Raw genomic sequence first — 16,253 nt, forward strand, 5'->3', positions numbered from 1 at the left:
ATCGAAGACTCGTCCAGTCCTGGGATCTGAATGCGCTTTTTCATACTTGCTCCTTGCGACCGATGATCATGGCCACCAGTGTTTTCGGGACCAGCACCACCATCACGAGGTGCACCGCGACAAATGCAACCAGCAAGGCCATAGCGAAGAAATGCACGCGGCGCGCGCATTCGTAGCCAAACAGCAACTCACGCAGCAGCGGGAACTGCACTGACTTCCACAGCACCAGTCCGGACAACACCAGCAGGATGATGTCGACCATCACGAACAGGTAGGCAATGCGTTGCACCTGGTTGTAATGACTGAGATCCGCGTGCCCCAACTTGCCCCGCAGCGCGGCCCACAGGTCTTGCATCACGCCTTTGGGCGAGACCGGGAAAAAGCGGCGTTTAAGACGACCGCTGAAAATGTTGATCAGCAGGTAGGTCATACCGTTGATCGCCAAAAACCACATCGCCGCGAAGTGCCACTGCAACGCGCCACCGAGCCAGCCGCCGAGGGTGATCGACTTGGGAAAGCTGAAGTCAAAAATTGGCGAGGCGTTGTAAATGCGCCAACCGCTTGTGACCATCACCAACACGGCTAGGGCATTGAGCCAATGGGTCAGTCGAAGCCAGCGTGGGTAGCTATCCATGGAATGTTTAACTAAAATTTTCAAATCCGCCATGCAATATATCTCCAAGTTTTGACTTGATGCGATTGAATAAACTATAGAAAGATTTTAATTTAGAGATAAATGAGGTGTGGTTTCGATTTTTATCTATGACATAACTTAAATAAATTTAAATTAATCGAACAGATTTAGATATGTGCAAGTGTATCTATTTATGCTGTAAGAGGATTGACCTAACGCGCCAAACTATCAACCAAATGCGTCACGCAACCGGCCGGTGACGGGGCGGCCATAAAAATATGACCGGTAAATCAGTTGGCTTGGCAACTCCCAATAGTTTAGGGCGCTAAGCCGATTCAGGATAAAAAATCAATCTCTGAAAAGTCCAAGCCGTTACTTCTGAGGCTCAGCGCCCCACGCGTGACCAGGCTATAACCCGCAGCCATGGCTTGCCGACTGTTGATGCTCAAGGTGCCGGTACCGACGTGCAGCAGCGTCCCTTGGCGTTGAGAAAATTGCCGGTGGCGAGCATCAGGTCGGTGTCGGCGATTTCCAGGGTGTTGTACTGGTTGTCGAACAGGCCACCAATCTGGAAAACCGGTTTGCCCGCTGGTGACCAGCGCGCGCAGTTTGCCGCTCTGGATATCGACGCTGGCGGCGGCCACGTCCAGGGTGCTGCCACTTTCGACAATGCCCAGGCGGTTGCTGAGAGCACCGCTCAGGGCCAGATCAATTTGATCACCGGCAATCTGCCCGCTGCTGTTACTCAGCGAGCTACCGCTGACATTAATTCCACCGGTGGCATTCAGGCCGCCGTTGCTGTTGTTCAAGCTGCTGGTGTGAATCACAGCGTCGCCGGCTTGTGCCGCGAGACGCCCCGCCGTGTTATCGATGCCGCCTTGTGCAGTCAGTCCAGAGATTGGCCTTGGACGATGCCGCCCTGGCCGTTATTCAACATGCCGGACAGCCAGGCGCTGACGACGCCGGTCAGGATAGACAGCAAACCACCCCGGTTGTCGACGTTGCCGGCACTGAGCAGTAGATCGTTGTTTTGCGCGATCAGGCGCCCCATTTGATTATCGAGGTCGCCCGTAAGGGTTAGCGCCAAGGTGTCCTGGCTTTGTACGGTGCCGGTGGCATTGGCGAGGCCCGCGGCGTGCTGTTGCACATCGGCCGATTGGCTGTAGATCAGGCCATCATCGTTGTTCAGCACCGCGCCGCTGGCATTCAGTACCAGTGGACCACTGGCGGCAAGGGTACCGGTTTGGCTATTGTCGAGGCCGCCGATCAACAGGGTCATCAGGCTTTGGCTGACGATCTGCCCACTCTGGCTATTGAGCTGGCTGGCCTGCTGTATCAACAGCGGCCCGGCGCTGGCGAGTTTTCCGCCGGTGTTGGTCAAAATGCCAAGCAGGTTGAGGATCACCGCGCCCTTGCCAGCCAGATTCCCGCTGCCGTTATCCAACGAGGTGCCGTTGACGGACAGGTCTTGCTGTGCCTTCATCATCCCGCCGATGTTACCCAAGGCCATGGCGTTAAGGGGCAACGTGGCGCCGCTGTCGATCAGGCCATTCTGGGCATTGTCCAGTCCGCCGCTGACGGTCGAGATTTGATCCGTACCACTGGACAGAATGCAGCCTCGGTTGTCGAGAATGGCGGCCGTGACGGTCAAGGCTTGCTGGCGGACCAGGGCGCCGTTGACACTGTAGAGCAATGCCCTCTGAGGTTGACGTTGACGTCGTCACCGCGACTGCAAAGGGTGCCGGTGTTGCAATTGTTGAGGCTGGCACCGCTGACGTTCAGGCCCTGCCACCCGGAGAGCAAACAGTTCTGGTTGATCAGGGTGTCGGCATCGAGGGTGAGCTGGCCGTTGCTGATCAGATCCCCCGTGCTGTTATCCAGGGTGCGGCCAGCGAGGGCGTAGCTCTGAGCACTGGAAATTTCACCGCCCTGGTTGTACAGGTCGCCGGTGGCGGCACCGAAATCGAGGGCAATGGCACTGACGAGCAGAGAGCCGTTCTGATTGTTCAAGCCGCTGCTGCTGATCGTCAGCTGCGTGGCCGCATGGATCAGCCCTAGGTTCTGGTTGCTGAGTGGACCATTAACGTTCAGGTTAAGGGCGCCTGACTGACCACGTGCCACCGCTGTTATCCAGACTGCCGGCTTGGGCATCGATGGTCGAGGCGCCAATCAGCCCCTTGATATTGCTCAATGCCTGACTGATGCGCAGGGGCAGCCCCAGATTGCTGAGCAGCTTGCCACTACTGTTGTCGAGGCTGTTAGCCGCGAAGGTGAAGACTTGAGCGCTGGAGATTTCGTCGCCCTGGCTGACCACAGCGCTGATGTTATTCAGGACGAGGTTGGGGCGGTGATCAGACCGTTGCTGTTGTAGAGCTGGCCGTGGTTGAGGTCCAGAGTGAGGCTAGTGTTACTGAACAGTTGACCGCCCTGCTGATCCAGTGCGGTGACGCTGCGTTCAACGCGCCGGCACTGGCAATGCGGCCGTTCTGGTTAGTGACGGGCCGGCGTTGAGCGCCAATCTACCGCCGCTGCCCAGGCTGCCGTCGTTGTTATTGAAAGCACCGGTGCTGACACTGACCGCATCTTTGCCGCTGATGCTGCCGCGCTGGCTGTTATCCAGGCTGGCGCTGGACAAGCTCAGGCCTGCGTCGGCTACCAGTTGACCGCCCTGCCGCTGCTACCAATGTTCAACTGGCCAGCGCTGGACAGACTGCCCAAGCGGTTGATCACGTTGGCGGCGCTGACGGCGAGCAACGCTTCGCTGCTCAGCAGCCCTCGGCTGTTGTCTAGGCCACCGGACAGGGTGATGTTGGGGTTTGGGGAGCAACGGAACAGAAAGTGCACTTAAGCCCTACCAGCGTCGTTCAGTACCTTCTTCCCAGGCGTCCGCCTCAATAAAGCAATTGCGCATTTCGGCTTCCTGACTGATCTCGCTCAGCAGGTCAAGCAGCGCTTTATCCAATTCTTCGTCGCTCTGATAGGGAACTTTCAGTTCATAGTTTCCCGAATCCAGGCACTTCACGCCCAATGGCTCTAGGCAACAGCGCTCAATGTTCTCCTTGGCCCTCTTCCGACCGCGCACGAACTTGCTGTTGTTCTCCACCGCCAAACGCAACCTAATGGTGGCAACCCGTTCAACGGTCAACTCTGCCGGCGACACGACATTGCGCTGGCCGCTCTTTTGATACGTCCCGATATCAACACCACGATGACGCAGGTAGCTGTACAGCGTGCTCTTGGAGATGTGCAGCCTCTCGCCGATGGCACTGACGCTCAGGCGTCCTTCGCGGTACAGGGTTTCGGCTGCCATGGCAGTTGCCTCGGCCTTAGTAGGCAACCCTTTGGGACGGCCGCCCACTCTACCCCGTGCCCGAGCGGCAGAGAGACCCGCTTGGGTGCGTTCACGGATCAACTCGCGCTCGAATTCGGCCAGTGAGGCAAACAGGTTGAACACCAGGCGACCTTGGGCGTGAGTGGTGTCGATGGGGTCATTCAGGCTCTGCAAGCCAACCTTGCGCGTAGCCAGTTCACCGACCAGTTCGACCAGGTGCTTGAGCGAGCGCCCGAGACGATCCAGCTTCCAGATCACCACGGCATCACCCGCACGAACGTTGGCCAGCAACTTGTCGAGTTCCGGCCGAGCGCTTTTCGCGCCGTTGGCGATGTCTTGATAGATGCGTTCGCATCCGGCCTGTTTCAGGGCATCGACCTGAAGGTCAGCTTTCTGATCCCTAGTGCTTACCCGCGCATAACCGATCTTCATCAAAAGTACCGTTTACTCGACTGTGTTAGTAATAGTTGAACTTTGATTAAGCATACCAGTTACTTGAACTCTAACGAGGCTGGATTAACGCGCCGAGTCATGTCGCGTTAAAGTTCGACAAAACGAAGGTTTTATCGAACCACCGAGCGCAATGGGCTTATAAAGGGGAGATCACAGAATCTGGGAATTTTTGTACGGTAAACCACTGATAAAGCTTAAAACCGCAAGTGGCATCCACTGCATGACATATATGGGAAGGATATGAGGCTAAAATGTTGGAGTAGACGCGAATATCGAGAGTTGAATATTTCCGAGTTTGCACTCATCAAAGCTGAGCAGAAATATGTCATTGGCGTGCTGCCCAGTGGCGTCGAGTGGTTTCTGCCGCACAAAACCAGTGTCGAGGGGGTAGAGCTGGCAGCTCCGCAATTTATTCGAGCAAGCCGTTCAGTACTGGTGGCTCCAGCCCATGTGATGGGCGTTTCTGGCCGCTCAAAAAAGCGTGTGTTGCACACAACCGTGGGTGACTATCGATTGTCCCGATTGGTGCGACTGGAGCCAGTTATGGCTGCCGCCCGGTCTAATGCTCTTTGTTTATAGGGATGGCAAGCCGGAGTTCGATTTTGTCCGTTTTCTGCAAGCCCCCCGACTAGCCTGCGGGCGGTTCTCCATGCCAGTCCCAGATGTAGGACCCCCCGATGAAATGCGGCCCAAACGCAGCCGTGATTCGGTCATCGACTTCGCTCTTGTTAATCAGTGACCTCTCGACATAACCGTGCGCGCCAGACTCAACCGCGACAATCTTACGGCATGCAACGGACCGCACGACGTTGGCCCACTCTTGAGCTCCGTGCTCCTGGAGCACCGCAGCCCATCGACTCAAATCCATCCTCGTCTTTGGTTCGTCATACCAGAGTGAACTCCCGTACTCCAAACATACACGATAGAGCCAGCCGAGAAAGGACGGCGCAAACCACTCTCCCTCCCAGTCGTCCCGTGGGCAAAAGACAATTGTGGGTTCACTAAGATTCGAGATGCATTGCGTCTGCCATGCCCACAAATCGCGACGACCGCTGAATGCAAACGCAACCAACCCCGGCTTAGGGTTGCCCCAAAAACCGCCGTCTTGCAGCATTTCCGACGGCGGAAGCCACTCAGCCTCGTGCACCCAAAGGAAGGTTTCGCTCGGGTGCGCAAAGTACCCGTGCTCCACAAACGACCGATATGTGCGCGGAAGTGTGAAGCGGTACTGCTGCTCGATCTTTGAAAGTTCGGTCATAAAAAATAAAGTATCCTCAGGCTCCTCATTAAGGAGGCGGTTCCGGCTGGGGGGGGAATGCCCCCAAAGTACACTGGCTGTTCCGTTGAGCCCCAACCCCATCGATGAAGTTCGGCATCGCCTGTCAAGTATAAATAATGACCGTTCAGAAGACTGGACACTCTGCGCCATCAACGTGGGCGGTCAGCGACGCATGCATCTGACTCGAGCTAAATCTCAAAATCGATGCCTTCACCGAAGGCACATAAGGGAGGACGCAGAATTCGGAAAAAATCGAAGGTTTCATCGAACTATTGCGACGCAGGAAGGAACGAATGTATAAACACATATACACCTATTGCAGAGCAAAAGTTATGAACACCACTCGCTGGAACGTTGCCGTCTCTACCGATACCGACCAATCGCTTCGCATGTTTCTGGCCAGCCAAGGCGGCGGCCGTAAGGGCGACCTGTCGCGTTTCATCGAAGAGGCGGTTCGGGCACACATTCTGGAGTTGAGTGCCGAGCAGGCAAAGGCTTCCAACGCTCATCTGAGTGAGGCAGAACTGACCGAAGCGGTTGATGAAGCGCTCGACTGGGCACGTAAGCGCTGATGCGGGTCGTATTGGACACCAACATCCTGTTAAGTGCGCTGATCTCACCGCTCGGGGCTCCCGATGCAATCTATCGGGCCTGGCGTTCGGCTCGTTTCGAGGTAGTGACCTCACGTGTACAACTCGACGAAATTCGTCGCGCCAGTCGATACCCCAAGCTTCAAGCCATCCTGCAACCTGCCAAAGTGGGGGCCATGATCAATAACCTGCAACGGGCAATGGTGCTGGAGCGCTTGACCATCGAGGTTGAAGCCGATGATCCCGATGACTCTTTTCTACTCGCCATGGCTCTGGCGGGCAATGCGGATTACCTGGTAACCGGCGATCGCCGCGCAGGCCTCTTGCAACGTGGGCATATTGAACGTACGCGGATTGTCACCCCCGCCGTATTCTGCACCGAGGTACTGTGATCGATGCCGGTTGGCTTTCTGACTCAAGAGCAACGCGACGGCTTTGGTCGCTATGTCGATCCTCCTAGCCGCGAAGAGTTGGAACGCTATTTCCACCTGAGCGATGACGACCACAAAGTCCTTATGCCGCTACGCGGCGAACACAACCGCCTCGGCTACGCCACGCAACTGACCAGCGTCCGCTACCTGGGTACCTTTCCTGAAGACCTTTCAGCCGTTCCGGAGGAGGTGCTGCAAGCGCTCAGTCGTCAGCTCAGCATCAATGATCCGACTTGCATTCTGGCCTATGCTGAAACCCGCCAGCGTCAACGTCATGCTGGAGAGATTCAGCAGCATTATGGCTATCGGATGTTCACTGAATCCAGCGTCGGCTTTCGACTTGCTCGCTGGCTGTATGCGCTCTGCTGGACAGGGACAGATCGTCCTGGTGAACTGTTCAGTCGGGCAGCGAACTGGTTGCTGACGCACAAGGTTTTACTGCCTGGCGTAACCGTACTGGAGCGATTTATTGCCCAACTGCGAAGTCGTGTTGAAGAACGCCTCTGGCTCACCTTGGGTCGCAGCGTGACCGATGAACAGAGACAGCACCTGCAAGAATTGCTGGTAGTGGTCGAAGGCAACCGTTACTCCCGTCTGGATCAACTGCGCTCTGGCCCGGTGATGATCAGCGGGCCTGCATTGATCCGGGCGCTGCGCCGACTGGATGACGTTCGTGGCATTGGCATCACCTTGCCCGCAGCGGCGCATATCCCGCCGAACCGAATAGCGGCCCTGGCACGCTTTGCCAACACAGCCAAGGTCACCGCGATCAACCGGCTGCCAGCATCGCGGCGGATGGCAACGCTGGTGGCGTTTGCGCTTTCCCTGGAAGCCAGTGCGCACGACGATGCTCTGGAAGTTCTGGAAGCGTTGCTGCGTGATATTTTCAACAACGCAGAGAAGGCTGATAAGAAAGCTCGGATGCGTAGTCTAAAAGACTTGGATCGCTCCGCGGCACTGCTGGCGGCGGCGTGCAAGGTCGTGCTGGATGGCTCAATCAGCGATGACAACGTCCGTGCCCAGCTGTTTAACGACCTTCCCCGTCTCACTCTGGAGAAGGCCCTCGAAGAGGTCACATCGTTGATCCGTCCGGCTAACGATGTGTATTACCTCGCCCTGGAGGAGCGCTATCGCAGCGTGCGCCGTTTCCTGCCCGACCTGTTGAAACATATTCGCTTCGGCTTCAGTCCAGCTGGCAAGGGCGTGGCGGCGAGCCTTGACTGGCTGCAACAGAACCTTCCTCGCAGAAAGCCGGAAGAGGATGCGCCGCAAGAGATCGGCGCCAAGGCTTGGAAGCAGCACATCACACGCGAAGATGGCTCCCTCGATATGGGCGCCTATGTATTCTGTACGCTTGATGCACTGCGCACAGCCTTACGCCGGCGCGATGTCTTTGTTTCACCCAGTTGGCGCTATGCCGACCCGCGTATTGGCCTGCTCGATGGCGCTGAATGGCTGACGGCGCGACCAATCATCTGCCGCTCGCTGGGCCTGACCATCGATGCAAAAACGACCCTGGATGCCTTGTCTGTCGAACTGGATGCAACGTGGCAGACCGTTGCCGCCCGCTTACCCGAAAACCCAGCCATCCAGCTGAGCGAGAGCGCTGATGGGAAAACCGAGCTGTCTCTCGGGGCACTGGACAAGCTGGAAGAGCCTAACTCGCTGCTGCAACTGCGGGCGGCCGTGGCCGACTTGATGCCGCGTGTCGATCTGCCGGAAATCCTATTGGAAATCGCCGCCCGTACCGGCTTCGCTGAGGCCTTCACACATGTCTCCGAACGTAATGCGCGCGCTGATAACCTGGTAACAAGCCTGTGCGCGGTACTTCTCGGGGGCGCGTGCAACACCGGCTTGGAGCCATTGATCCGCAACGATAACCCAGCATTGCGCCGTGATCGGCTTTCTTGGGTGAGCCAAAACTATCTGCGAGACGACACCCTATCAGCAGCCAACGCCATATTAGTGGCGGCGCAGAGTCAACTGGAATTGGCTCAGATCTGGGGTGGTGGCGAAGTCGCCTCCGCCGATGGCATGCGTTTCGTTGTCCCCGTGCGCACGGTGCATGCTGGTCCCAACCCGAAGTACTTCGGTACGGGGCGGGGCGTCACCTGGTACAACTTGATTTCCGATCAGTTCTCCGGCCTGAACGCCATTACGGTGCCCGGTACCTTACGCGACAGCCTAGTATTGCTCGCGGTCGTGCTAGAGCAACAGACCGAGTTGCAGCCAACACAAATCATGACCGATACCGGTGCCTACAGCGATGTGGTGTTCGGGTTGTTCCGTCTACTTGGTTATCACTTTTGCCCGCGTTTGGCCGACGTCGGTGGTACCCGTTTCTGGCGGACACGCCCGGACGCAGATTACGGCCAACTTAACGGACTGGCTCGCCAGTGGTCAAACTCGATCTGATCGCTGAGCATTGGGATGACCTGTTACGTCTCGCAGGATCGCTTAAGCTCGGTCGAGTGCCGGCGACCGGCATCATGCGTACGCTGCAAACGGGGGATCGTCCGACCCGCCTGGCCCAAGCACTGGCTGAGTTCGGACGGATCGAGAAAACATTGCACACGCTGACCTACATCGATGACGAGTCCAAGCGCCGCTCCACATTAACCCAACTGAATCGCGGCGAAGGCCGGCACAGCCTGGCCCGTGCGGTGTTCCATGGCAAACGTGGCGAGCTTCGCCAGCGTTACCGCGAAGGTCAGGAGGATCAGCTCGGGGCCTTGGGCTTGGTGGTGAACATCATCGCGCTGTGGAATACCCTGTACATGGCAGCGGCCATTGAGCGACTGAAGCAGCACGGCTACCCAGTTCTGGAAGAAGATCTGGCCCGGCTGTCGCCACTGATCTTCGAGCACATCAATATGCTGGGAAGGTACTCCTTCGCAGTACCGGAGGAGGTTACCCGAGGTGAGCTTCGGCCATCGCGTAATCCAGACGATGATATTTAGCCGCGCAAACGCGGTGGCTTGAGGGAGGAACCGTTGTCGCCCTGCCTACTACCTATCGAGCCCAAAATAAATGGACATGCCGACTACGCGTCGCGCCCTCGCCAAAGTAGTTGTCCAGCGTCCACGCCGTAAATTGATCTCCCATTAACATGATCAGAGTTAGAACGCCGACTGAAGCGATTCCCCCAATCCATCGTAGCCCCGCGCATACACGACCAAAGTTAGGTGCCATAGCTCTCTTCACCTCCACGAGCGATGCTAGTCCCCAGCAAATGACGAAATAGATGAAAAAGTCGAGCAGCAACGGGACAACGGCTATCGTGTAGGCCAGCGACGTGGCCAGACTCGGGGTGTACCACGGAAGAGGAAAGCCATAGCTCATCGTCGAGGGTTCGCCATCCCAGGACGTCACGGTGCGCATGGTCACACAGGCAAACAGCATCACGGCGGAGAGCAGGCTTTTGCTGAGCCTACTCATGGCGATTCGGCAAAGGATTGGGTGAGCGTCCACGTCGTAATATCCAAGGCTAACGCGTCGACTACCGCGTCGATCATGCTGCATTCCGTCGCGTCAGGCGTGGTGTCAGACCGTTTCATATGCATCTGGCGCAGGGCTCGATGTTGTATTGCCGGTCGCCCAGGGCGTTCGAGCAGGGCATCGGCCATCACGATAGTACGGCCACGCGCACTGATGGTGACCAAGTCTACGATTGTTAGTTTTAGCCGTGCCGTCTTTGGGCTGGCATCACGTGCAGATGGCGTCAGTCCAAATCTTGTCTCCAGCCGCTCGTAGACGTCCGAATGCAACAAGTTGAGCACACCGCACGCGTCATCGGCTTCAGATAGCTGATCACCTTGAGGTGAAACACCGTACACAACGGAAGGCAGCAGCAACGTGATGTCTTGCGCGGGTACAACCGATGGCTTCGCCAACGTGCTGTCAGCCACAGATACTGATGGGGTGGAAATCAGTGCCTGATGCGGCGAGCTGCATGCCGTCAAAAATAAAATCATGGTCATTGTGGCGTAAGCATTGCGCATCAGGCGTCATCTCTAGGGTGTATTGCAGTGTGTATCTAGCTCTAGCATCCTCCCCGATCAATATCGTTGAACAGGATGACTGATCATCAAACATGCGAGTCGCATTGGCTTAAAGCTTTCGTTGCATCGGCATCTTGCTGGCGCCAATGCACCTTTTCCAGCGACAAACTGTAGGATCTGAGACAAGGCCCTACTGAGCATTTCATCCACTAATTTCAACTGCGCGGATTTGAAGATTTCTGATGTCCCACCCTGCAATTTGCGCGGCGGCGTTCTCATCGCACAAAAACCAGTTGTTGAAGTGCATCCCCTGGCTCCGGGTAGCTGTAAACAGACCTGTCGGTAGTAAAAGAGGAGGATTTCTAACGTCCACGTATATATCGGACCAAACGTGTACAAGATCGAAGGGAGTGTCGGGCAACCAAGCAGGGCGCCCTTTTCTAGATTTTCCATTACGCAGAGTCGTTGCCAACGGATTGTCTTGCCAGGACAGCTCGGAAATCTGAACACCCTCAAACTCAGCACGTATTCGCTCTGCAACCGAGCGAGCCATAAATACCCCTTCCTGATTTGAGGAGCCCCAGCCATGGACTTCTACACAGTCCGCGACTATGGTGCCCGGCGTTACACCGTAAACAGATTCGTTTGTCCACATCACGGGTGTAAGTACATTGCGCCGTGGGGTAGCAGGGACATCCCCGGACATTGGGCTAGTCGTGAGAACCGCATATTGTCCGTAGTCATCGCCCTCGATACGAGCAGACAAAACATATGCTTTGATTGTCGCCATTCTTGAAATGCCTCCTATATTCACCTAATGATTCGATCAGTTTTTTATAATTACACTCCGCTACCGGTTGACATAAGCACCCACTCCGCATACCGCCGTACATGAGTGAATTCGCTCGATGCCGCGCGAACGCGGGTGGCAGAGGTCTGCTTCAGGTCGAGGTGCATTGCTAGGCGAAGTTGGTCTTTAAACTGCTCGGAGAATTTTCCAGATTGGAGGCGCTGCAGAATGCAAACCAAGAGCTTGGTTTGGCTTGTTCGACTCAATGTGCAGTGCTTCAAGCGGCGACACATCAGGGCCTTTACCCTGCCATGTCCATTACCTTTTGTTTCGGCCACAACGAACTCGACGCAACAATCGATGGTCACTGATTCTTGCTCGACCATCAAGTCCGCGAGCGCTCGGAGTTCCTGCTTCGAGCGCAAGGAGAATTCGGTTTGTACAATGGAAAATCCCACTTGTCCACCTCTGAAAAGTCCGATGTAAATGTTCGGGCTCTCCGCCCCATTGGAAATACTAAGCTGTCGATAAAGGCACTAAGGCAGGGGCATTATTAACCACCCCGATCAAACTTTGGTTTATTATCCATTAGGCATTCAACCAATTCTTCACTGCTGTATTCGAACCACCCACCTTGTGCGTTATTTTGCCGATTAAACCAAGTGTAGCAGTAATAGGGCCCATTAAACTTGAGTAGTCGGTGATACCAGTCCCCCAGATATATGGAAAATTCATCCTCTGTTTCGTCTTTCTCGGACAGGCAACGAATAATCTCTGTGAGTTCGTCAAACCGCAACCGACGCTCAAAACAAGGGGGATCGGGCAGGGCAATGCGGAAAGCCAATACCTCGATGCCTTCTTCCTCCCACCATTCCCAGAGATTATAGGAACTCAAGTCCTTTTCGGTAAACTTCACCAATCGTATTTGCAAAGCTCGATACCCTTCGAGCGAGTCATCGCTAAATAAATCAACTTGCTGCTCATAGTCCAGAAGCGCTTGCAGCACGACCGGATAACGTGCCTTGGCCAAGCTCATCAACGGAAAGAGTGACGGATCAATGACATTTCTCATATGGACTGGAGGACTCATGAATATGGGGCAATTGGTTCTGGCGGCCGGTTCGTCACGAGCCAAAAGGCCATTCGGTCGAGAAACAAATCTATCGTGAAATGCTCAAATTAAGTTGAAAGCAGTGACTACAGCTAGGAAAGGCGTGGTCGTATATGACGGCTGCATTTGATTAGCAAGTCATCCGCGTGCTCTCGAAGTGTGTCGAACAGATCCAATGAGAACTCGTCCGGGATAGGCATATAGACAGCCGCCTTTAGATATGGCGCCGCCTCTGCATATGATTCACGTGCCATCAGCAACTCACCGAGACATGCATTTATCTCTACAAGATTTCTCAGTGGCTCCCATTCGTCTTTCGAGCGAGAGGAAAACTCTGCTTCCGCTTGCGAAAGGCCCTGTTCGGCGACCTCTAGCGCGCGGCTAAGCCGTCCTCTCTCGGCTAACATTTTTGCCTTCCACGCATACGTTGAAGTGTCCACTTTCGTCCTTAATAACAAGCTGAATAATGTCTGTGCCGTCGATAGTGTGTCGGTGCTTGATAATTCGCTCGAATTTAGCTGCAATCAATGTAGCCACCCATCTCGCCACAGTGAAGGCAGCGAAAGACAAAACAGGCCACATCGCGCTTTTTTGACGGGGTGGCGATCAGCCATTCCCAATCTGCATCAGTAGATAGGGCTGGAGTCTCCTGGATACCCAGTCTGAAATTGAGGCCGGTGTCTGATGCCAACAACGAACGGTCGAGGTGCTCAATTTCGCCAAGAAATTGGCCTGCGTCATCGCAGTGCCCCCACCATTGCTCTTGCTGGAAGGAAAAAAAGGATGGTGTTCGCCTCGACACTTCACCAATGACCGCTTCTGACAGTTCGATTTCGCCCATGCCGATACCGAAGGAGTCATTGAACTCGCCATCAAATTTTTTCGCTGCCGAGCCGTCGGCAACACACCATGGGCAGAAATGTGACTCGTCGGCTACAGAATAAAAACTGCCGCTGTAAATATAGCCGGTGGCATTACCACAACATTGACAAGTCTCACCAGACGGACTCATCACGCCTGACTTGAAAGGGTCAGCGTAATAGCGAAACACGGGCAAGGTGCGTACGGGATCGGGTTGTACGGCTTCAGACGTGCGGGCTTGTGCAATCGCTGCTCGCAGATCCGACGCGTATGGAACGCATTTTTTACCGGCAACAAACAGATGCACTTCGTCCGAGAGTAAACCTGTTGCTTCGTCGCGCTCAATGAACAACTGACGATGCATCGAATAATCGTGGGCAATACTGATCCGATTGCGTGGGAAACGATTATTTTTGAGCGCAAGATTTGTAAAAAACAGTATGTCTTCGGCTGTTCGCCTCATCTGCTTGCGATCACTGTTGTCGAAGATGGGATGCAGGCGTCAGTTACATTCGCGATCACGAGGATCGCTGAAGTTACCTCCGTTCGAAGTGGCGTAACAACTGCGTAATACTGGGGGGAGAAGGCTATTCAATTTTTTTTCTAGGTCGAGGATTGCGGCTTCTCGGACCGCTGGAGTTGCTCTAAGTTTTGTTTCCATCATTAACAGCTCTATTAGATTGATCCAGTAGTCTTTTTGCTGGCCTCTGCCTGATCCGAGCTACCTGGCTTTGACCTTGTCTGACCCTACGGCTATTCAGGATAAAAGATTGCACCTTTGCTTGGCGCGACTGCCCGCGCCAAGCGGGACACCGGATGTGTCAAACAGAGAGTTCTTCGAGCGGTGAGTGCCTTAGCTTGCTCAGGTTTTAAGGGGGCATTTCCGGCTGAGCCGAAAACCGCTAGCTGGCCGGTACTTTTCTGCCCGTCGTTGCTGCGCGACAACCCGGCGCGCCAAGGCTTTTGCGGGGTGTTCTTGACCAGCACCTCACTGCCGCCAACGGCCTGACCGGGGGCCAATTCCATCTGCGCCTGATTGGACGGCAAGCGGTTCAGCTGATCGACCATCTGCTCGATGTCGCGAAGGTTGACCAGCTCGCCGGTTTTGCCGGGAAACGCCATGGCCAGTTCGCGCTCCGACAGTTGGCTGCCGTCCGCGCCTTTCAGCCCTTCGAGCTTGCCCTCGACCACCAGCACCTTGAGGTGTCCAGTGGACAGGTCCTGTTGGGGCAAGTAGGCACGACTGGTGACCAAGCCTTTGTCGATGTAGTGATTGGTGATCGTTTTCAGCAGTTCATTGAGCTGGGGGACGCCTAGACACTGGCCGAGGTAAGGCTTGAGCAGGCGCTCACGCTCATTGACTGAGAGACTCTCAGCCCCTTGGAGGTCGATGTCCTTGATCGGGAAGCAGCGTTTATCAGCGGGCGCCATTGGCTGGGCCGGTTGAGCCGCTTTACCCGGCAGGGCTTTGAGTGCTTCGAGCCGGCGCTGTTGCTGTTCCAGCAAGCGTTCTTGGTGCTGGCGAAGCAGATCCTGATCGCCCGGTGTCTCGGCAGCAGCTTGTGTAGCGTTAAGCCCACTCAGACTAGCCAGTGTCATCCATAAAAAGTGCTTCATTCCGAGGTGAACTAAACGCATGCGCATGACGTCCTTGTCGAAGACAATTGGGCTGAACCAACCAAGAAATAGGAGGGGTGTAGAGCCACCCGTCGCGGAGTAACGTTTTTTATTGGTCGAAAACTTGTAGGGTTTAGTTGACGGTGATCACTTGCGGCCTACCAAAAGTCGATTTGAAATACTCCCGCGCAAATTTAACGAGCGCTTACGTGAGCGCTTAACTCTGCGTCACCCTGTTAGGCTTGCGAGTACCCGCTGAACTCAAGCACTCAGCCGCGCCTTAATAAGCCATGTTGCCACTCGGCGATCGATGCCGAGCTGTAAGCGATTTGATAGCGGTCATACCAACCCGCCGCAGGCTATCAACCTCCCAGGAGACTTCTTCGCGCTTTGGGTTGTGCTCCTGACATTGCTTCGGAGATTGACCTGCTTAGGTGGCATCACCCTCGAAGGCAGACCGACGAATAAGGGCAACTCCTCGATTCGGTCACTTTTTGCATAACGGCTGTCGCTTGAACACCTTCCTTATCTATCTACCCGCTGCAAGCTGAACTCACTCTAAAAACTAGAGCAGCGGTACATGCAGCATGGCTGCTGTGAAAGCCACGCAGAGCACAACAAACCAGAAACACTCCAGCAGCGAAAATTGCATTACCTACCTCACGTTCAATCGACAATAAAAGCGCAAAAAACAACATAAAACAGCCGCCAACACCTCACCAGGCCCAATGCGCAAACCTGCAAGCGATACATATGGTGTTAGCAGCGAAATAGTCAGCATGATCGATTGTTAGGCTAACTGTTCAGTCACATTAAAGTATCGACCGTTTACGCCAGTCAAAATACCGAATGCGCCATCCGGCATAAGTAAGCTGCTGATTTGAGTAATAGGGTTCAGTGCAACTCTGATTATCTTATAATTTCTAAAAGCAAAACGGCGAATGCCCGGAATCGCTGAAGACTTAGTCGGCGAGCAAAAACTTACAGCTCCTGCTGTCATTCGCGAGTCAGTGAATGTCGACAATTGTTAAGCAAAAAGCTAATTGACGTACAGCTCTAAGGAAGGTCTGAAGTACCCCGCGATTTTTTGATGCTCCAATCATTTGGAGTTCAAAAAATCGACGGTCTGCCAAAAATCAGACTTAGGCTCTTCTT

General features: G+C 54.9%; 15 protein-coding genes and 2 pseudogenes. 3 read left to right on the top strand and 14 right to left on the bottom strand.

Annotated elements, in window-relative coordinates:
• Positions 1 to 40 precede the first annotated feature (40 nt).
• The 9 genes from J2X66_RS29735 to J2X66_RS29775 form a co-directional block, all read right to left on the bottom strand.
• Entirely contained in the window at positions 41 to 667 is a 627-nt protein-coding gene (locus J2X66_RS29735) for a cytochrome b/b6 domain-containing protein (RefSeq protein ID WP_310272183.1), read from the bottom strand.
• Between the two features lie 302 nt (positions 668 to 969).
• Complete coding sequence (locus J2X66_RS29740; protein WP_310272185.1) at positions 970 to 1,461, bottom strand: hypothetical protein; 492 nt, start codon at positions 1,459 to 1,461, stop codon at positions 970 to 972.
• Positions 1,462 to 1,520: 59 nt separating this feature from the next.
• On the bottom strand, positions 1,521 to 2,327 hold the full coding sequence (locus J2X66_RS29745; protein WP_310272188.1) for a hypothetical protein: 807 nt from the start codon (positions 2,325 to 2,327) through the stop codon (positions 1,521 to 1,523).
• Positions 2,282 to 2,755 (bottom strand): hypothetical protein, encoded by a 474-nt coding sequence (locus tag J2X66_RS29750; RefSeq protein ID WP_310272191.1) that lies wholly within the window; start codon positions 2,753 to 2,755, stop codon positions 2,282 to 2,284. Before J2X66_RS29750 ends, J2X66_RS29745 begins: the two co-directional genes overlap by 46 nt.
• Entirely contained in the window at positions 2,727 to 2,948 is a 222-nt protein-coding gene (locus tag J2X66_RS29755) for a hypothetical protein (protein ID WP_310272193.1), read from the bottom strand. The genes J2X66_RS29750 and J2X66_RS29755 overlap by 29 nt, the downstream gene beginning before the upstream one ends.
• A gap of 141 nt (positions 2,949 to 3,089) precedes the next feature.
• Positions 3,090 to 3,269, bottom strand: coding sequence for a hypothetical protein (locus J2X66_RS29760; RefSeq protein WP_310272195.1), 180 nt, complete (start codon positions 3,267 to 3,269; stop codon positions 3,090 to 3,092).
• Between the two features lie 17 nt (positions 3,270 to 3,286).
• Positions 3,287 to 3,478 carry a hypothetical protein gene (locus tag J2X66_RS29765; RefSeq protein WP_310272199.1) on the bottom strand — a complete coding sequence of 64 codons (192 nt, stop codon included), beginning with the start codon at positions 3,476 to 3,478 and terminating at the stop codon, positions 3,287 to 3,289.
• Positions 3,479 to 3,485: 7 nt separating this feature from the next.
• Entirely contained in the window at positions 3,486 to 4,397 is a 912-nt protein-coding gene (locus J2X66_RS29770; RefSeq protein WP_310272202.1) for a recombinase family protein, read from the bottom strand.
• Positions 4,398 to 5,046: 649 nt separating this feature from the next.
• A complete protein-coding gene (locus J2X66_RS29775) occupies positions 5,047 to 5,676 on the bottom strand; it encodes an SMI1/KNR4 family protein (RefSeq protein WP_310272206.1) in 630 nt (209 codons plus the stop codon).
• Positions 5,677 to 6,029: 353 nt separating this feature from the next.
• On the opposite strand from J2X66_RS29775, the gene J2X66_RS29780 reads away from it, so the two are divergent.
• The 3 genes and pseudogenes from J2X66_RS29780 (at position 6,030) to J2X66_RS29790 (ending at position 9,678) form a co-directional block, all read left to right on the top strand.
• Positions 6,030 to 6,269, top strand: coding sequence for a ribbon-helix-helix domain-containing protein (locus tag J2X66_RS29780; protein ID WP_310272209.1), 240 nt, complete (start codon positions 6,030 to 6,032; stop codon positions 6,267 to 6,269).
• Positions 6,269 to 6,679 (top strand): putative toxin-antitoxin system toxin component, PIN family, encoded by a 411-nt coding sequence (locus tag J2X66_RS29785; RefSeq protein WP_310272212.1) that lies wholly within the window; start codon positions 6,269 to 6,271, stop codon positions 6,677 to 6,679. Before J2X66_RS29780 ends, J2X66_RS29785 begins: the two co-directional genes overlap by 1 nt.
• A gap of 3 nt (positions 6,680 to 6,682) precedes the next feature.
• A pseudogene (locus tag J2X66_RS29790) lies at positions 6,683 to 9,678 on the top strand (Tn3 family transposase).
• Between the two features lie 474 nt (positions 9,679 to 10,152).
• On the opposite strand, the gene J2X66_RS29795 reads toward J2X66_RS29790, so the two are convergent.
• From J2X66_RS29795 to J2X66_RS29815, 5 genes and pseudogenes are all read right to left on the bottom strand, one after another.
• On the bottom strand, positions 10,153 to 10,719 hold the full coding sequence (locus J2X66_RS29795) for a hypothetical protein (RefSeq protein ID WP_310272215.1): 567 nt from the start codon (positions 10,717 to 10,719) through the stop codon (positions 10,153 to 10,155).
• Between the two features lie 202 nt (positions 10,720 to 10,921).
• Entirely contained in the window at positions 10,922 to 11,509 is a 588-nt protein-coding gene (locus J2X66_RS29800) for a hypothetical protein (RefSeq protein ID WP_310272218.1), read from the bottom strand.
• A 553-nt stretch (positions 11,510 to 12,062) separates the two neighbouring features.
• The gene (locus tag J2X66_RS29805; RefSeq protein ID WP_310272221.1) at positions 12,063 to 12,581 is read right to left on the bottom strand and encodes a hypothetical protein; all 519 of its coding nucleotides are present in this window, start codon (positions 12,579 to 12,581) and stop codon (positions 12,063 to 12,065) included.
• Between the two features lie 553 nt (positions 12,582 to 13,134).
• Positions 13,135 to 13,944, bottom strand: coding sequence for a CbrC family protein (locus J2X66_RS29810; protein WP_310272223.1), 810 nt, complete (start codon positions 13,942 to 13,944; stop codon positions 13,135 to 13,137).
• A gap of 443 nt (positions 13,945 to 14,387) precedes the next feature.
• A pseudogene (locus J2X66_RS29815) lies at positions 14,388 to 15,098 on the bottom strand (ShlB/FhaC/HecB family hemolysin secretion/activation protein); the annotation flags it as partial.
• Positions 15,099 to 16,253 lie beyond the last annotated feature (1,155 nt).

Origin of the sequence: Pseudomonas sp. 3296, from assembly GCF_031456615.1 — a bacterium.
In the GTDB taxonomy this organism is placed as follows: Bacteria; Pseudomonadota; Gammaproteobacteria; order Pseudomonadales; family Pseudomonadaceae; genus Aquipseudomonas; species Aquipseudomonas mucoides.

Bases quoted from the DNA above. Each gene is read 5' to 3' on its own strand.
- J2X66_RS29735 (WP_310272183.1), bottom strand. From the start codon at position 667: ATGGCGGATTTGAAAATTTTAGTTAAACATTCCATGGATAGCTACCCA.
- J2X66_RS29770 (WP_310272202.1), bottom strand. From the start codon at position 4,397: ATGAAGATCGGTTATGCGCGGGTAAGCACTAGGGATCAGAAAGCTGAC.
- J2X66_RS29775 (WP_310272206.1), bottom strand. From the start codon at position 5,676: ATGACCGAACTTTCAAAGATCGAGCAGCAGTACCGCTTCACACTTCCG.
- J2X66_RS29780 (WP_310272209.1), top strand. From the start codon at position 6,030: ATGAACACCACTCGCTGGAACGTTGCCGTCTCTACCGATACCGACCAA.
- J2X66_RS29785 (WP_310272212.1), top strand. From the start codon at position 6,269: ATGCGGGTCGTATTGGACACCAACATCCTGTTAAGTGCGCTGATCTCA.
- J2X66_RS29795 (WP_310272215.1), bottom strand. From the start codon at position 10,719: ATGCGCAATGCTTACGCCACAATGACCATGATTTTATTTTTGACGGCA.
- J2X66_RS29800 (WP_310272218.1), bottom strand. From the start codon at position 11,509: ATGGCGACAATCAAAGCATATGTTTTGTCTGCTCGTATCGAGGGCGAT.
- J2X66_RS29805 (WP_310272221.1), bottom strand. From the start codon at position 12,581: ATGAGAAATGTCATTGATCCGTCACTCTTTCCGTTGATGAGCTTGGCC.
- J2X66_RS29810 (WP_310272223.1), bottom strand. From the start codon at position 13,944: ATGAGGCGAACAGCCGAAGACATACTGTTTTTTACAAATCTTGCGCTC.